A 16,958-nucleotide genomic window follows, 5' to 3' on the forward strand; every position below is an offset into this window, starting at 1 on the left:
TTTTACCCCGCAAGCAATGTTTCAAGCACCGCATTCAGGAGCAGGCGCCCTTTGGGCGTTGTCTGAATTCGCCGCCCGAGAGCCTCGATCATGCCGATGTCTTGCAGGTGCTGCAAGCTTTGCGGATCTAAACCTTCACCTGCGAGGGCCGCGTAGCGATCGGTGTCGATCCCTTCGGATAAACGAAGTCCCATCATCAGGTATTCACCGGCTTGATCCACGGGGTCAATCGCGGTTCGGCTCAACTCACCACCGTGTTCTTCGGCTTGTGCGAGCCAGATCGCGGGGTTGTGCACCGTATCCGTAGCGTAACGGATCCCGTTTTGGGTCAGCCTTCCGTGCGCACCGGGGCCAATGCCGATGAAGTCACCATAGCGCCAGTAGATCAGGTTGTGCCGCGATTCTGCACCGTCTTTGGCATGGTTAGAGACTTCATAGGCGCTCAAACCGGCCGCGCCACAGATGTCTTGAGTGGCGTCATACATGTCGGCGGCAAGGGAATCGGCAGGAAGGCCACGCAACTTCCCGATCGCATATCGGTCACCAAAGGCGGTGCCTTGCTCAATCGTGAGCTGGTAAAGCGATAGGTGATCTATGGCGAGGTCGAGAGCTTGGGTCAGTTCTCGCTTCCATTCAGGCAGTGTCTGGTCCTGCCGGGCATAGATCAAATCAAAACTGACGCGGTCGAAATGGTTGCGCGCGATGTCAAAGGCTTTGTAGGCCTCTTCAACCGTGTGGCGGCGGCCCAGTTTTTGCAAATCACGGTTGTTTAGAGACTGAATTCCCATCGAAACGCGGCTAACACCGGCTTGGGCGTAACCGGAAAAACGGCCCGCTTCGACCGAGGTTGGATTGGCCTCTAGCGTGATTTCAAAATCATTTGCCGTAGGCCAATGTGATTTGATCCGTGCGATGATCGCCGCAACGACATCGGGATCCATCAAGCTGGGCGTGCCGCCGCCAAAGAACACCGAGGTCAGGATGCGGCCTCGGGTTTGTGCGGCGTAGCGGTCGATCTCCGCAAGGTAGGCATTCAGCCATCGCGTTTGATCGATATGCTGCGCGACATGGCTGTTGAAATCGCAATAGGGGCATTTGGCCTGGCAAAAGGGCCAGTGCAGATAGAGGCCAAAGCCCCCCTGTTGCCAATCGTCAGGCAAAACAGCCCGCGACCAATTTGGCGAAGGCATCGGCGCGGTGACTGATGCGGTTTTTCTCGTCCGACGCCATTTCAGCAAAGGTTATGTCGTACCCTTCGGGGATAAAAATCGGATCATATCCGTGGCCGTTGTCGCCGCGCATGGGCCATGTGACTTGGCCGTCCATTTTACCGGCGAATACTTCGTCGTGCCCGTCGGGCCATGCGAGCACCAGGGTCGAGCAAAACCGCGCGGTCCACGGTTTGGGTTTGGCTGATGCCAGGAGTTTGTCATGGGTTACGGTCATCGCCATAACAAAATCGCGACCCGTCTCTGTTTCGGCCCAATCGGCGGTATAAACCCCCGGCGCGCCACCTAATGCGTCGATTTCAATACCGCTGTCATCGGATAGGGCGGGCAGGCCGGTGGCCTGCGCCGCAGCATGGGCCTTGATGCGGGCATTGCCGACAAAGGTTGTTTCGGTCTCCTCGGGTTCGGGCAATCCAAGGTCACCCGCCCCAACCACTTCGATCCCGAAAGGCGCAAGCAGTTCGGTGATTTCGGACAGCTTGCCCTTGTTATGGGTTGCAACGAGGAGTTTTTGACCGTCAAACTTACGCACTTGCTGCGGCCTTTTGCGCGGCAACCAATTCGGTCACGCCTTTTTCCGCAAGATCCATCAATTGGTTCATCTGATCGCGCGAATAGGTCGAGCCTTCGGCGGACATTTGCACTTCGATCAATTTCTTGGTGCCGGTCATGATGAAATTGCCGTCAACGCCGGCTTCGCTGTCCTCGGGGTAGTCGAGATCAAGCACTGGTTGTCCAGCATAGATCCCGCAGGAAATCGCAGCGACCGGATCAACCAAAGGATCAGAGATTACCGCACCGGTTTTCATCAATTTGTTCACCGCAAGACGCAGAGCCACCCATCCGCCGGTGATCGACGCGCAGCGGGTGCCGCCGTCGGCTTGGATCACATCGCAATCGACGGTGATTTGACGTTCACCCAGCGCGACGCGGTCCACGCCAGCGCGCAAGCTGCGGCCAATCAGACGCTGAATTTCGACGGTGCGGCCGCCTTGTTTTCCGGCGGCGGCCTCGCGGCGCATCCGGCTGGTGGTCGAACGGGGCAACATGCCGTATTCTGCGGTAACCCAGCCAAGACCAGAGCCCTTGATAAACGGCGGCACGCGGTCTTCGATGGTTGCGGTGCACAAAACATGGGTGTCACCCATGCGGATCATGCAAGACCCTTCGGCATGTTTGGTCACGCCGGTTTCGATGGACACATCGCGCATTTGGTCTAAATTTCTTCCCGAAGGCCGCATGGTTATTCCCCTTTGCTGTTATGCAGGGGATACAAGGGGCCGAGGCGCAAAAGCAACCCCGATTGACCTTTCGCTCTGGTCATCTTTAATGAAGACAAGCATCGAGGAGCTGATGACAGACAGTGCAGGCATATTTGAACAGATGAACGAACGGTCACGCGAAGTATTTCGTCGCGTGGTTGAGGGATATCTGGAAACCGGCGGGCCAGTGGGCAGCCGGACGTTGTCACGCACGCTGAGCGAAAAGGTCTCGGCGGCGACGATCCGCAATGTGATGCAAGATTTGGAATACCTCGGGTTGCTCGATAGCCCGCATATATCCGCCGGCCGTGTTCCCACGCAGCAGGGGCTGCGGATGTTTGTCGATGGGTTGTTGGAGGTGGGCGATCTAGAGAGTGGTGATCGCCAGAAAATTGATGCGACTATGGATGACAACTCGTCCGATGTTTCCGGTATTTTGGATCGCGTGAGCACGGCCTTATCGGGCGTCACCCATGGGGCCTCCTTGGTACTGACCCCGAAACACGAAGCACCAATCCGCCATATCGAATTTGTCTCGCTCGCGCATGACCGCGCCTTGGTGGTTTTGGTGTTTGGTGATGGCCATGTCGAAAACCGGGTGTTTGTTCCGCCGGTTGGCCAAACGCCCAGCTCGATGCGCGAGGCCGCGAATTTTCTCAATGCGATTGTCAGCGGCCGCACGTTGACCGATCTACAAACGGTAATCGGCAAAGAAATCGCCGCGCGCCGGCAAGAGATCGACCGGCTGGCACATGATTTGATCGCCTCCGGTCTTGCGGTTTGGGAGAATGCCGGCGACCGGAACGAGCGTCTTATCGTGCGTGGCCGGTCGAATCTGCTTGATACCGAAGGGCGCGATGAGGATGTCGAGCGCATCAGAACCTTGTTCGACGATCTTGAACGCAAGCGTGATATCGCAGAATTCCTCGAACTGACTGAAGATGGCGAAGGCGTGCGCATTTTTATTGGCTCAGAGAACAAACTTTTCTCACTTTCGGGTTCCTCTTTGGTGGTGAGTCCTTATATGAACGCTGATCGAAAGATCATTGGCGCGGTCGGGGTCATTGGCCCCACGCGCCTGAATTATGGACGGATCGTGCCGATTGTGGACTACACGGCGCAGATGGTCGGAAAGATCCTCTCCGACCGCGGGTAAAGGTGGATAAGATGGCAGAGCCCAAGAACGACGATTTTCTAGATGACATTGATGATGCCGAAGCCGAAGCATATGCCGAGGAAATGGCCGAAATTGATGACGAAGCGCTTGAGCTCGACGAGCTACGGGCCGAACGGGACGAATATAGAGACCGCTTTATGCGTGCCTTGGCGGATGCCGAGAATGCGCGCAAGCGGTCGGACAAAGACCGCCGCGAGGCCGAAAACTATGGTGGGTCGAAACTGGCCCGCGATTTGCTTCCGGTCTATGACAATATGAAGCGCGCGCTTGAGGCCGCGACCGACGAGCAACGCGAGGTGTCCGCCGCATTGCTCGAGGGTGTGGAGTTGACCCAGCGTGAATTGATTTCGGTGTTTAAAAAGCACGGGATCGTACCGATCACGCCGGTTGTGGGTGATTCCTTTGATCCGCAGGTGCATCAGGCAATGTTCGAAGCGCCGGTGCCGGGCACCAAAGCCGGCGAGATCATTCAGGTTGCCGCCGAAGGCTTTATGTTGCACGACCGTTTGCTGCGTCCTGCGCAGGTTGGGGTGTCGTCGACGCCCGCCTGATCTTTGACGCCTTGTTCAACGTGAAACGCCCGCCCTCGAACAGAGGTGCGGGCGTTTTTGATCCTGCTGCGGTGGCATTGGCTCTATTCCGTCTTTGCGGCATCTTTCAATTCGTACAGCATTTGCAGCGCCTCGCGGGGGCTCATGTCATCGGGATGCATTTCTGCCAGACGTTTTTCGACCTCCGATGGTCCGTTGGTTGCGGGCGGCGGCGGTGGGGCGACCGAGAATAACGGCAGGTCGTCGATGACGGCGCGTTTGGCGCCGCTGCCATCGCGTTCGCCCTTTTCCAGCGCGTCCAAAACCACACGTGCGCGGGCAACCACGCTGTCGGGCAATCCGGCCAGTTTTGCCACTTGTACGCCGTAACTGCGATCTGCCGCGCCTTTGATCACCTCATGCAGGAAGATCACATCGCCGTCCCATTCCTTGACGGTTACGGTGGCATTTTCGACGCCGGCTAATTTTGCCGAAAGCGCTGTCATCTCGTGGTAATGCGTGGCGAAAAAGGCACGACATTTGTTGGCGTCATGCAGGTGTTCAAGCGTTGCCCAAGCAATCGAAAGCCCGTCATAAGTCGCGGTGCCACGCCCGATTTCATCAAGGATAACAAGTGCCCGATCATCTGCTTGGTTGAGAATCGCGGCGGTTTCAACCATCTCGACCATAAAGGTCGAGCGCCCGCGCGCCAGATCATCCGAGGCCCCGACGCGACTGAAGAGTTGACTGACCAAACCGATGCGCGCGGTGCGGGCCGGGACAAAGCTGCCCATTTGCGCAAGCAGTGCGATTAACGCATTTTGCCGCAGGTAGGTCGATTTACCGGCCATGTTTGGACCGGTCAGAAGCCAGATATGCGCCCCGTCGCCGCCATGTACGAGATTGGCATCATTGGCGACAAAGGGCGCGCCGCCCTGCGCGCGCAGGCTTTGCTCCACCACCGGATGACGCCCGCCCTCGATCACCAGATCGCGCGAATTGTCCATTTCTGGGCGACACCAATTTTCCCCCTGCGCCAGATCCGCCAAGGCGGCGGCCAAGTCAAATTCCGACAAGGCGCGAGCGGTCGCGTTGATCCGGGCGGCTTGTTCCAAAATTGCCTCTCTTAGGCCGGAATAGAGACGTTTTTCGATTTCCAACGCCCGCCCTCCGGCGTTGAGAATTTTGGTTTCCATTTCGGTCAATGCCGGGGTGGTGAAGCGCACTTGATTGGCGGTAGTTTGGCGATGCTTGAAGCTGTCCGACAGAGGTTCGGACAGCATCTTTTCCGCGTGGGTTGCTGTCACTTCGACAAAATACCCCAACACGTTGTTGTGTTTGATTTTCAGCGTCGAAATGCCGGTCATTTCGGCATATTCGGTTTGCATTGCTGCGATGACGCTGCGGCCTTCATCGCGCAATTTGCGGCTTTCGTCCAATTCCGTGTCGAAGCCTTCGGCGATGAAACCGCCGTCGCGGGCCAAAAGTGGCGGTTCGGCGATCAGCGCTTGTCCAAGCAATTCGATGAGCGTGTCGTGGCCTGTCAGATCCTGTGCGGCAGATTGCAGTAACGTCGGCAAGGCGGCGCCAGAAAGGGTTTCACTGATTGCTTCTGCTTGCTCCAACCCATTGCGGATGGATGCCAGATCGCGCGGCCCGCCACGGTCGAGCGCCAGACGCGACAGGGCACGATCAAGGTCGGGCACCTTACGCAGGCTGTCGCGTAAATCCATACGTAATCGAGACTGTTCCAGCGTAAAACCGATCGCATCATGGCGATCGGTTATCACATCTAAAACGCGGGAAGGGGAGGACAGGCGCCGTTCAAGCAGCCGCGCACCGCCCGACGTTACGGTCCGGTCAATCGCGGCCAATAGCGATCCGGTGCGGCCACCGGACAGCGCATGGGTGAGCTCCAGATTGCGACGCGTGGCGGCGTCAATTTGCATCATCCGCGCTTCTGCTTCGCGCAGCGGTGGGCGCAGCAACGGCAGCTTTCCCTTTTGCGTCAGGTCGAGATAATCGACGATTGCGCCCATGGCCGAAATTTCAGCACGGGTAAATTGGCCATATGCCTCTAAGGAGCCGACTCCAAAGAGAGATGTAAGGCGTTTCTCACCGGCTGCGCTGTCAAAGGAGGCGCGCGAAATGGGGGTGACTGCAGCGCCGGATTCAGAGACTGTTTCGGCTAAATCGCCATCTACCGCTTCGTTGATCAAAAGTTCCGCAGGCATCAGGCGCGCAAGTGCGGGGCCGACCCGAACAGGTGGCAGCGCCGTGACGTGAAACGCACCGGTGGAGATATCAACCCAAGCCAGCGCCGCATCGTCGCGGACCACGGCAAGCGCAGCAAGATAATTGTGCCGGCGGGCTTCCAGAAGGCTTTCTTCGGTCAGGGTGCCGGGCGTCACAAGGCGCACGACATCGCGCTTGACCACCGATTTGGCGCCGCGCTTTTTGGCGGTGGCGGGATCTTCGAGTTGCTCGGCAATGGCAACGCGAAATCCTTTGCGGATGAGCGACAGAAGATAGCCTTCGGCGGAATGCACCGGCACCCCGCACATGGCGATATCTTCGCCCAAATGTTTACCGCGCTTGGTCAACGCGATGTCGAGGGCTTCGGCGGCGGCCACGGCGTCATCGAAAAACATTTCGTAGAAATCACCCATCCGGTAGAACAGGAGTGCATCGCTGTGCCGTTCTTTGATCTCCAGATATTGCGCCATCATTGGCGTTACCGCAGCCGTGTTCACGCTCGTCCCCCATCACAGTGTTCCGGCGAAACCTAAACGCAGGCGCGCGCGCGCGAAAGCCCAAAGCGCGAAGTTGTTGAGGCGCGGCACGATGGCGTGTAGAAGGCGCAAGCCCAGATAGGAACAGAGCCGCACATGTCAAAAAATAAAGTCACCGCTGAAGAGGCGCTCGCTTTTCACCTTGAACCCACACCGGGGAAATTCGAGATAACGGCAACCGTGCCGATGAGCACGCAGCGCGACCTGTCGCTTGCTTATTCCCCCGGGGTTGCGGTGCCCTGTGAAGCCATCGCAGCCAACCCTGAAACAGCCTATGATTACACCAACAAGGGCAACCTTGTGGCGGTGATTTCGAACGGCACGGCGGTTTTGGGTCTTGGTAACCTCGGGGCGTTGGGTTCAAAGCCGGTGATGGAGGGTAAGGCAGTTTTGTTCAAACGTTTTGCCGATGTGAATTCCATCGACATCGAATTGGACAGCGAAGACCCCGAAGCCTTGATTGCGGCGATCAAATTGATGGGCCCGACCTTTGGCGGTATCAACCTTGAAGATATCAAGGCGCCGGAGTGTTTCATCATTGAGCAGCGCCTCAAGGAAGAGATGGATATTCCGGTTTTCCATGACGACCAACATGGCACGGCGGTGATTTGTGCCGCCGGTTTGATCAATGCGCTGCATATTTCGGGCAAGAAAATCGAAGATGTGCGGATCGTGTTGAACGGTGCGGGCGCGGCGGGGATCGCTTGTCTTGAATTGCTCAAATCCATGGGGGCAAGGCACGACAACTGTATTATGTGCGATACCAAAGGTGTGATTTACCAAGGGCGCTCCGCTGGCATGAACCAATGGAAATCCGCCCATGCGGCGAAGACTGATGCGCGCACGCTTGAAGATGCGATGAAGGGCGCGGATGTGTTCCTTGGTGTGTCGGTCAAAGGGGCGGTGACCCCCGCGATGATTGAGGGCATGGCTGACAATCCGGTGATTTTCGCCATGGCGAACCCTGATCCCGAAATCACCCCCGAAGAGGCCCACGCCGTGCGCGCCGATGCGATTGTCGCCACCGGCCGATCCGATTACCCGAACCAGGTGAACAATGTATTGGGCTTCCCTTACCTGTTCCGCGGGGCGCTTGATATTCACGCCCGTGCCATAAACGACGAGATGAAGATCGCTTGCGCCGAAGCTTTGGCCGAATTGGCGCGCGAGGATGTGCCGGATGAGGTGGCTTTGGCCTATGGCCGCTCACTGAGCTTTGGCCGTGATTACATCATTCCGACGCCGTTTGATCCGCGTTTGATCTATCGGATTCCTCCTGCGGTCGCCAAGGCGGGCATGGAAACGGGTGTGGCGCGTCGCCCTATCATTGATATGGATGCTTACGAGATTTCATTGAAATCACGGATGGACCCAACAGCATCGATCTTGCAAGGCATCCACGCTCGTGCCCGCAATGCCCAAGCGCGAATGATCTTTGCCGAAGGCGATGACCCTCGGGTGTTGAGGGCGGCGGTGCAGTATCAGCGGTCTGGCCTAGGCAAAGCGCTGGTTGTTGGCCGCGAGGCGGACGTGAAAGCAAAACTTGCCGCTGTCGGTTTGCCCGAAGCGGTGCGCGAGCTTGAGGTTGTGAACGCTGCAAACACGCGCCATTTGGCCCAGTACAAAGAGTTCCTCTACCAGCGCCTTCAACGCAAAGGTTATGATCGCCAGGACATCCACCGTTTGGCCGCGCGCGACCGCCATGTGTTTTCAGCGTTGATGCTTGAGCACGGGCATGGTGATGGTTTGGTGACCGGCGCGACGCGCAAATCGGCGCATGTTCTGGAGCGGATCAATCATGTGTTTGACGCCGAAGCCCATCAAGGTGCGGCGGGCGTGACGGCACTGTTGCAAAACGGCCGGATTGTTTTGATCTCGGATACGTTGGTGCATGAATGGCCCGACGAATACGATTTGGCGACGATTGCCGAACGTTCCGCCGATGTGGCGCGTCACCTTGGATTAGAGCCACGCGTCGCTTTCGTTAGCTTCTCGACCTTTGGTTATCCGGTGTCGGAGCGGGCGCATAAAATGCATGTCGCGCCAAAGGTTTTGGAAGAGCGCGGCGTTGATTTCGAGTTTGAAGGCGAGATGACCGTAGATGTGGCGCTGAATGTGAAAGCACAAGAAGCCTATCCCTTCTCGCGCCTCACGGGCCCCGCGAATATCCTTGTGGTGCCGGCGCGGCATTCGGCCTCGATCTCGGTCAAATTGATGCAGGAAATGGGCGGCGCGACGGTGATCGGTCCGATTCTCGCAGGTGTTGACGCGTCGATCCAGATTTGTTCGTCTAATTCGACGGTGAATGACATTTTGAATATGGCGGTTCTGGCGGCGTGCAAGGTCGGCTGATCCCGCAAGGGGATACCGATGACCATCTATAGCTTTGGCTCGATCAATGCCGATCACTTCTACCGGCTGCCGCAGTTGCCGCAGCCGGGGGAAACAATCGCGTGCAGTGACTATTCCACCGGCCTTGGCGGCAAGGGCGCGAACCAATCGGTTGCGGCGGCGCGGGCGGGGGCGCGTGTTGTGCATATTGGCGCCGTCGGGTCGGACGGTGTCTGGATGCGCGACCGTATGACGGAGTTCGGCGTGGATTGTACCCATGTTGTAATTCTGGATGCGCCGTCGGGTCATGCGATCATCAATGTGGACGCAGACGGGGAAAATTCCATTGTGGTTTTCGCAGGGGTCAATCGCGCATTGACGATGCCGCAGGTCGAGGCGGCCTTGGCGCAGGCGAAAACCGGCGATGTGCTCTTGTTGCAAAACGAAACCAACCTAACCGTCGATGCCGCCCGTTTTGCGCAGGAACGGGGTCTAAATGTAATCTACTCCGCTGCGCCCTTCGATGCGGGCACTGTGCGTGAAATATTGCCTTTTGTGTCGCTGCTGCTGGTCAATGAGGGGGAGGCGCGCGATTTGCGCTTTGCCCTGGGGTTGACCGATGCGCAGGTCCCCCTACCGGATATGGTGACGACGCGCGGTGCGCAGGGCGCGCTTTGGCAATCAAGCGACGGCGCGCATTTTTCCGTGCCCGCACTGAAGGTTGCGGTCCAGGACACCACGGGCGCGGGCGATACATTTGCAGGGTATCTTGCGGCGGGTTTGGCCGAAGGGATGGTGCCGCAGGACGCAATGCAATTGGCCACAGCGGCGGCGGCTCTTAAGGTCACACGGGCCGGAACAGCAGATGCCATTCCCGCCCGCGCAGAGGTTGACGCGTTTTTGAAAAATCAGTGACCGACAAAGGGCGCGGCATCGCCCCAAAGCTGTTTGACGCGCGCATCGCGGCCACAGCCCTCGCGGTATTTTTTATAGGCTTTGGATTGTTTGATCGGACCAAAACGGGTCACGACCAAATTGCTGCCCTTGTAGTAATCTTGATGATAGTCCTCGGCGTTATAGAAGGTTTTGGCATTCAGGATCGGGGTGACGATCTTTTTGCCAAGTGCCGATTGTGCCTCGGATTTTGCGGCCTCTGCGACGGCGTTTTCCGCCGAATTAGAGACGAAAATGGCCGAGCGGTAGCTTTCTCCGCGATCACAGAATTGACCGCCGGCATCGGTTGGGTCAATCGAACGGAAGAACAGATCAAGCAGGGATGCGCGGCTGACCTGTGTGGGGTCAAATGTGATTTTTACGGCTTCATAGTGCCCCGTGCCGCCGCGACCAACTTGTTTATACGTCGGGTTTTCGGTGGTGCCGCCAGTGTATCCCGAAACGGCGGAGGTTACGCCTTTGACGCTCTCGAAATCGCTTTCGACGCACCAGAAGCATCCGCCTGCAACAACAAGCGTTTCGCTGCCTGCGGCTTGGGCGCGGGTGGATTGCAGCAAGAGCGCCAATCCGATCAGCGCCGATAGGGCAAGGGGTTTGATATGGTCTAGGACGTTTGGCATGGCGTACCTCCGCGCGGGATTAGGGTGTGTTTTTCCGACTGTGGCGCGGGGCAGGGCCTTCTGCCAATCCCCATGTCAGTCATGTCACGCAGAGGTGAGTGGAATTTACTGCGCGCAATGCCCCAAAAGAAAGCCCCCCGCATTACTCATGCAGGGGGCGAAATAGTCTCTAATCATGCGAAAGCCTAGTCTTTGAGGCGGCGATCCCGTGCACCGAGCAACTTGAGCCGCAGCGCGTTCAATTGGATAAAGCCTGCCGCATCGGTTTGATCATAGGCGCCCGCATCGTCTTCGAAGGTGACATGCGCTTCGGAATAGAGCGAGTGATCGGACCAGCGGCCAACGGTGGTTGCCGCGCCTTTGTAGAGCTTCAACCGCACCGTGCCGGTGACGTGTTCTTGGCTCTTGTCGATGGCGGCTTGCAACATTTCGCGCTCTGGCGAGAACCAAAACCCGTTGTAGATCAACTCGGCATAGCGGGGCATCAGGCTGTCTTTCAAATGACCTGCGCCGCTGTCGAGGGTGATTTGTTCGATGCCGCGATGCGCTTCGAGCAAAACGGTGCCACCGGGTGTTTCGTAGATGCCGCGGGACTTCATGCCGATAAAACGGTTCTCGACGAAATCCAAACGGCCAATGCCGTGTTTGCCGCCCAATTCGTTCAGCTTGGTCAGGATCGTTGCGGGGCTCATCGCTTCGCCGTTGATCGACACGGCGTCGCCGCGTTCAAATCCGACCTCGATAAACTCGGGCGTGTTCGGCGCGTCTTCCGGCGCGACGGTGCGTTGGTAAACGTAATCGGGCGCGGCCACGGCCGGATCTTCGAGAACCTTGCCCTCGGAGGAAGTGTGCAAAAGGTTCGCATCGACCGAGAAGGGCGCTTCGCCGCGCTTGTCTTTGGCGACGGGGATCTGGTTTTTCTCGGCGAATTCCAACAGGCGGGTGCGCGAGGTCAAATCCCATTCACGCCAGGGAGCGATCACTTTGATATCGGGGTTGAGCGCGTAGCAGGCCAATTCGAACCGTACCTGATCGTTGCCCTTACCGGTGGCGCCATGGGCGACCGCGTCGGCACCGCAAGCGGCGGCGATCTCGACCAGACGTTTGGAGATCAGCGGCCGCGCGATCGAGGTGCCGAGCAGATACAGGCCCTCATACAGGGCATTGGCGCGGAACATCGGGAAGACGAAATCGCGCACGAATTCTTCGCGGATGTCCTCGATATGGATGTTCTCGGGTTTGATACCAAGCAACTCTGCCTTGGCGCGCGCGGGCTCCAATTCTTCGCCCTGGCCCAGATCGGCGGTGAAGGTGACGACCTCGCAACCATATTCAGTTTGCAACCACTTCAGGATGATCGAGGTATCAAGACCGCCGGAGTAGGCCAGAACAACCTTTTTCGGGGCAAATTTTTTGGGCGCGGACATATGGGTTTCCCTTCATCGGATATCGCTGCGCCGATAGCGCTTTTTTTACCGCAGGGCAAGGGATTGGGCTGTTCGGGACCTTTTCTTTGCGGTTCCGATGGGGCAGGTTCGCCAATAACGTGTGTGAGGAGACTAAAGATGTCGGGATTTAAGATTTTTGCCAAGGCGATTGATCTGGTCGTCAATAACCGTAAAGCGGCGATGCAAATTGTATTGGTGCCGTGCTTGATCGCTCTGGGCGTCTCCTTTTTGATGTTTGGGTCGCTGGCGTCCCAAGTTGTCGGAACGTATCAATATTCACCGTTTCTCTTCGTGGGAACGTTGATCATTTTTGTGATCTGGCTGTGGATCGCCGTGGCATGGCATAGGTTCATTTTGCTTTCTGAATACCCGACCGGCTGGGTGCCCGCGATCAAGCTTGACCGGATCGGCAGCTATTTTGGCCACGGCCTGTTGTTGGGTTTGGCGATGCTGGTGGTTATTATTCCCGCCATGCTCGTGATCTTTACTGCGGCGAGCGGGGATGGGGGTGCCTTGGGTGTGGCGGTTTTCCTCGTGCTCTATGCGCTTGCCACTGTGCTGTTTTATCGTCTTTCGCCAATCCTTCCTGCGGCTGCTATTGGAAAGCGGCTTTCGTTGAAGCAAGCGTGGGCGGCGACCAAGGGGCATGTGGGCACCTTTGTGGGCCTGTTCATTGCACTCAGCATTTTCGGTGCAGTCATTGGTTTAATCCTGACGCTTTTGGGATCTGTCCCATTGATCGGACCTCTCGTCCAAATCCTGTTTCAAGTGTTTTCGATCCTCCTCGGCGTCAGTGTTCTCAGCACGATTTACGGTCATTTCATCGACGGCCGGCCTTTGGATTGATATCTGAGCCGTATTTACGGCCCCTTGCCCTCTTGCTTTGACGGGATGCTTGCGCCACTTCATATTGCATGGACAGCTTTACCGATAAGGCCCGTGCGGCCACCGCCGAGATGCGCGCTGTGTTTGACGCAACGCCTTTACAACGCAACGCGCATTTGAGCGAACGTTTCGGCGCGGATATTTGGCTCAAGCGCGAAGATCTGACGCCGGTGCGGTCGTATAAATTGCGCGGGGCGTTCAATGCGATGCGCAAGGTTTTGGCGGATGATCCCGATAAAGCGGTGTTCGTATGTGCCAGCGCCGGTAATCACGCACAGGGCGTGGCCTATATGTGCAGCCATTTCGGCGTTAAAGGCGTGATCTTTATGCCGGTGACGACTCCGGCGCAAAAGGTCAACAAAACGCGGATTTTTGGCGGGGACGCGGTCGAAATCCGGCTGGTTGGCGACTACTTCGATGACACTCTCGGTGCGGCGCAAACATGGTGTGCTGAGGCAGGCGGGTATTTCCTTGCGCCCTTTGATGATGCCGATGTGATCGAAGGTCAGGCCAGCGTTGCGATTGAAACGCTCGATCAATTGGGCCGCAGGCCGGATCACATTGTTTTGCCTGTCGGCGGCGGTGGATTGGCGGCGGGAGTGCGGTCAGTTCTGGGACCGGATCAATCTTGTAGCTTTGTCGAGCCAATGGGTGGGATGAGCCTTTCTGCAGCGGTGAAGGCCGGCGCGCCGCAGACTTTGAGTAAAGTCGACAGTTTCGTTGATGGTGCGGCTGTGGCGCGGATCGGGGCGCTGCCCTTTGAGCGGCTCAAGGACATCGACCCGCGCGATATCCTTGCCGCGCCGGAGGATCGAATTTGTGTCACGATGCTTGAGATGCTCAACGTCGAAGGTATCGTTTTGGAACCTGCGGGAGCTTTGGCAATTGATGCGCTGGGCGATATTGCGCAGAGTATTCGGGGTAAAACCGTGGTGTGTGTCACCTCGGGCGGGAATTTCGATTTTGAACGCTTGCCAGAGGTGAAAGAGCGGGCTCTGCGCTATTCGGGGCAAAAGAAATATTTCATTTTGCGCCTGCCGCAGAGGCCCGGCGCGCTGAAGGAATTTCTTGGGATTCTGGGGCCGCATGATGATATCGCGCGGTTTGAGTATCTGAAAAAATCAGCGCGCAACTTCGGGTCGGTGTTGATCGGGATCGAAACGGTGGATTCAGCGCATTTTGACCGGTTGTTTGCAGCGTTGGACGCGGCGCATTTTACCTATCAAGACATAACCAATGACGAGATTTTGGCGCAATTCTTGATTTAGCCGGATGCAGTCGGCAAGCATCGAGGATGCTTGTCAGCGGCCTCATAGGGTCGGCTAGGCCGCAAGTCGCTTGCGTAATTCGGCTTCAAAGGTTGATTTGGACTTTGCAAAGCTATCGCATATCGCCCCGAGGTCGATGCCCTCGGTTTGACCGGCTGCCGCGCTTTTTTCGCCTGCTTCGCAGAGTTTGGAAAAATCCATAAATCCGAGATTCAAGGCGCTGCCCTTGAGAAAATGCAATTCTGATTCAAGCGCGCCAGCATCCAATGACGGACGAAGCCGCTCGACGCCCTCGCCGACCTCGTCAAGAAACAAGTCTACCACTTCGGCAAAATCTTCGTCGCCAATTTCGTCACGCAATTCGGTTACGCGGGCCCAATCAATCATGGTCTGTCCTCTGAGTCGTCATTGTTTATAGTGAAGGCGATAAAGGTTAATATCCCATACATGTCCGCAGGGGGAACCACCCAGACCGATCAGATTTTGATCAATTTTTCTATTTCACGGCTTGTTAAATCCTAAGGCGGTATCGCTGTTCTGTAACGAAGCAAAGTCGCGCTCTGCGGCACTTAGGATCAAGCGTGACAGCTGCACAGGACACCAACATCATCGTGTCGGACATCGCCCCAAAAGAGTGCGCAATCAAACGTGTGTTGGTCGTGGACGACAGCCGTTTGCAACGCCGCATCCTCAGCGCCTCGTTGAACAAATGGGGGTTTGAGGTCTGGGAGGCGGAGTCCGGCGTTGAAGCCTTGGAAATCTGCCGCAAGGCACCGCCGGATTTGGTGGTGTCGGATTGGATGATGCCGGGGATGGACGGGCTTGAGTTTTGTCAGGAATTTCGCGCGATGGCGCGCGAAAGCTATGGCTACTTTATTCTCCTGACATCGAAATCCGAAAAAGGCGAAGTGGCACAGGGGTTGGACAACGGGGCGGATGATTTCCTCTCCAAACCCGTCAGCGCCAGCGAACTGCGGGCGCGAATCACTGCCGGCGAGCGGATTTTGCGTATGGAACGGGAGTTGACCGAGAAGAACCGGTTGATCACCGAGACACTGGATGAATTGCAGGCGCTTTACGATTCTCTCGACAGCGATTTATTAGAGGCCAAAAAGCTGCAGCAAAGCCTTGTGCCGGAGCGGCATCGCAATTTTGGCACGGCGGATGTGTCTCTATTGCTGCGCTCGTCGGGTCATGTGGGGGGCGATTTGGTCGGATTTTACCCGATCAGCGAACATCGCATCGGACTGTATGGGATCGACGTTTCGGGGCATGGGATCAGCTCGGCCTTGATGACGGCGCGATTGGCCGGATATCTGTCTTCTTCCTCGCCCGAGCAAAATGTTGCGATGCAAAAGCAACCTGATGGCAGCTATGCGCCATTGCCGCCCGAAGAGGTGATCGCCAAGTTGAACCAACTGGTTCTCGACGAGATGGAGACAGAACACTATTTCACGCTGCTTTTGGCCGATGTCGATTTGACCACGGGGCGGGTCGTGATGGCGCAGGCCGGGCATCCGCATCCGGTGGTGCAGCGTGCCGATGGTACGATTGACCAAAGTGGGCCGGGCGGATTGCCGGTGGGGTTGATCGAAGGCGCAAGTTTTGAGCAATTCGAGCGCCAATTGAACCCTGGCGACAGGTTGCTGATCCTGTCCGATGGGGTGGTGGAATGTCCTGATGCCCAGGGCAACCTTCTGGACGAAGACGGGTTAGAGGGGCTGCTGCATAATCTCAAGGATGTGGGGGGCACCAACCTTCTTGAAGCGTTGATCTGGAAGCTGACGGAGTTTGCCGAGGGCAAGGATTTTCCCGACGATGTGTCAGCGATCTTGCTGGAGTATCAAGGCAGCGCAGAGGTTTAGGCGCCGCAATATGGCCCGTGCTAATGTATCTATCGCCGATGTCCGGGTCGCATGGGGCCACCCCTCCGCGATTTGGGGTGTGTTGTGTCACAATAGCAAAGACGCAAGAAAATGGCGGTCGCCGGCATTGCCAAGCTCACAGGCCGCCAATCGCGCGGGCATCCAGATCGCCAAATGTCCCGGTTCGGTGGGTTCATGGATCTGTCGCACCGGACGGGCGATATAGACGGTGCACAGTTTTTCGGCCCAAATCTCGTAATCCGGCATGAACGTGAACCGGCGAAACGCGCCAATACGGCGGGGACGGTCGATCGAAAATCCGGTTTCTTCGAGAACTTCACGATAGAGCGCTTGCAGCGGGCTTTCGCCCGGATCGATACCGCCACCGGGCAATTGCAGGTCAGGAAAGGGTTTGGATTGATGGGTCAGCAGGACATCATCGCCCTGCGCCAGCACTGCATAGACGCCGGGGCGGTGGATGTAATTGCGTCCGGTTTCGGGGGCCTCGCCAAAGCGTCTGATCATGATTGTTCCTCACTTTACTCATGTGATCGGGCATATTTGCCCATATGAACCCTGCGTTTCATGGGGCGCACC

General features: G+C 57.2%; 15 protein-coding genes. 7 read left to right on the forward strand and 8 right to left on the reverse strand.

The window, feature by feature from the left end:
- Window positions 1–2 precede the first annotated feature (2 nt).
- The 3 genes from hemW to rph are packed head-to-tail and all read right to left on the reverse strand — an operon-like array spanning window position 3 to window position 2,470.
- Window positions 3–1,190 (reverse strand): radical SAM family heme chaperone HemW, encoded by a 1,188-nt coding sequence (hemW, locus tag DI396_RS09110; RefSeq protein WP_235851803.1) that lies wholly within the window; start codon window positions 1,188–1,190, stop codon window positions 3–5.
- A complete protein-coding gene (gene rdgB / locus DI396_RS09115; RefSeq protein WP_110796040.1) occupies window positions 1,153–1,761 on the reverse strand; it encodes an RdgB/HAM1 family non-canonical purine NTP pyrophosphatase in 609 nt (202 codons plus the stop codon). Before rdgB ends, hemW begins: the two co-directional genes overlap by 38 nt.
- Window positions 1,754–2,470: a ribonuclease PH gene (rph, locus tag DI396_RS09120; protein ID WP_110795906.1), complete on the reverse strand. Its 717-nt coding sequence runs from the start codon at window positions 2,468–2,470 to the stop codon at window positions 1,754–1,756. The genes rdgB and rph overlap by 8 nt, the downstream gene beginning before the upstream one ends.
- Before the next feature lie 112 nt (window positions 2,471–2,582).
- On the opposite strand from rph, the gene hrcA reads away from it, so the two are divergent.
- The gene (hrcA, locus tag DI396_RS09125; RefSeq protein WP_110796041.1) at window positions 2,583–3,647 is read left to right on the forward strand and encodes a heat-inducible transcriptional repressor HrcA; all 1,065 of its coding nucleotides are present in this window, start codon (window positions 2,583–2,585) and stop codon (window positions 3,645–3,647) included.
- Window positions 3,648–3,658: 11 nt separating this feature from the next.
- Window positions 3,659–4,219, forward strand: a complete 561-nt coding sequence (locus tag DI396_RS09130) for a nucleotide exchange factor GrpE (protein ID WP_110796042.1) — start codon at window positions 3,659–3,661, stop codon at window positions 4,217–4,219.
- Between the two features lie 83 nt (window positions 4,220–4,302).
- On the opposite strand, the gene mutS is transcribed toward DI396_RS09130, so the two are convergent.
- Window positions 4,303–6,927 (reverse strand): DNA mismatch repair protein MutS, encoded by a 2,625-nt coding sequence (gene mutS / locus DI396_RS09135; RefSeq protein WP_110795907.1) that lies wholly within the window; start codon window positions 6,925–6,927, stop codon window positions 4,303–4,305.
- A gap of 159 nt (window positions 6,928–7,086) precedes the next feature.
- Here mutS and DI396_RS09140 point away from each other — a divergent pair, with 159 nt between their 5' ends.
- Entirely contained in the window at window positions 7,087–9,342 is a 2,256-nt protein-coding gene (locus DI396_RS09140; RefSeq protein ID WP_110795908.1) for an NADP-dependent malic enzyme, read from the forward strand.
- Between the two features lie 18 nt (window positions 9,343–9,360).
- Window positions 9,361–10,236, forward strand: a complete 876-nt coding sequence (locus DI396_RS09145) for a ribokinase (protein ID WP_110795909.1) — start codon at window positions 9,361–9,363, stop codon at window positions 10,234–10,236.
- Here the strand turns inward: DI396_RS09145 and msrA are convergent.
- Both msrA and DI396_RS09155 read right to left on the reverse strand, forming a co-directional pair.
- A complete protein-coding gene (msrA, locus tag DI396_RS09150; protein ID WP_110795910.1) occupies window positions 10,230–10,895 on the reverse strand; it encodes a peptide-methionine (S)-S-oxide reductase MsrA in 666 nt (221 codons plus the stop codon). The two genes, DI396_RS09145 and msrA, sit on opposite strands and share 7 nt — an antisense overlap.
- 185 nt (window positions 10,896–11,080) lie before the next feature.
- Window positions 11,081–12,322: an argininosuccinate synthase gene (locus DI396_RS09155; protein WP_110795911.1), complete on the reverse strand. Its 1,242-nt coding sequence runs from the start codon at window positions 12,320–12,322 to the stop codon at window positions 11,081–11,083.
- Window positions 12,323–12,460: 138 nt separating this feature from the next.
- On the opposite strand from DI396_RS09155, the gene DI396_RS09160 reads away from it, so the two are divergent.
- Window positions 12,461–13,189 (forward strand): hypothetical protein, encoded by a 729-nt coding sequence (locus DI396_RS09160; RefSeq protein ID WP_110795912.1) that lies wholly within the window; start codon window positions 12,461–12,463, stop codon window positions 13,187–13,189.
- 68 nt (window positions 13,190–13,257) lie between these two features.
- Window positions 13,258–14,496 (forward strand): threonine ammonia-lyase IlvA, encoded by a 1,239-nt coding sequence (ilvA, locus tag DI396_RS09165; RefSeq protein WP_110795913.1) that lies wholly within the window; start codon window positions 13,258–13,260, stop codon window positions 14,494–14,496.
- Between the two features lie 54 nt (window positions 14,497–14,550).
- On the opposite strand, the gene DI396_RS09170 is transcribed toward ilvA, so the two are convergent.
- Window positions 14,551–14,883, reverse strand: coding sequence for an Hpt domain-containing protein (locus DI396_RS09170; protein WP_110795914.1), 333 nt, complete (start codon window positions 14,881–14,883; stop codon window positions 14,551–14,553).
- A gap of 194 nt (window positions 14,884–15,077) precedes the next feature.
- Between DI396_RS09170 and DI396_RS09175 the strand changes: the two genes are divergently transcribed.
- A complete protein-coding gene (locus DI396_RS09175; protein ID WP_235851804.1) occupies window positions 15,078–16,361 on the forward strand; it encodes a PP2C family protein-serine/threonine phosphatase in 1,284 nt (427 codons plus the stop codon).
- 87 nt (window positions 16,362–16,448) lie between these two features.
- Here the strand turns inward: DI396_RS09175 and DI396_RS09180 are convergent, their stop codons facing one another.
- Window positions 16,449–16,886 carry an NUDIX hydrolase gene (locus DI396_RS09180; protein WP_110795915.1) on the reverse strand — a complete coding sequence of 146 codons (438 nt, stop codon included), beginning with the start codon at window positions 16,884–16,886 and terminating at the stop codon, window positions 16,449–16,451.
- Between the last annotated feature and the right edge of the window lie 72 nt (window positions 16,887–16,958).

Source organism: Litorivita pollutaquae (assembly GCF_003205515.1).
In the GTDB taxonomy this organism is placed as follows: domain Bacteria; phylum Pseudomonadota; class Alphaproteobacteria; order Rhodobacterales; family Rhodobacteraceae; genus Litorivita; species Litorivita pollutaquae.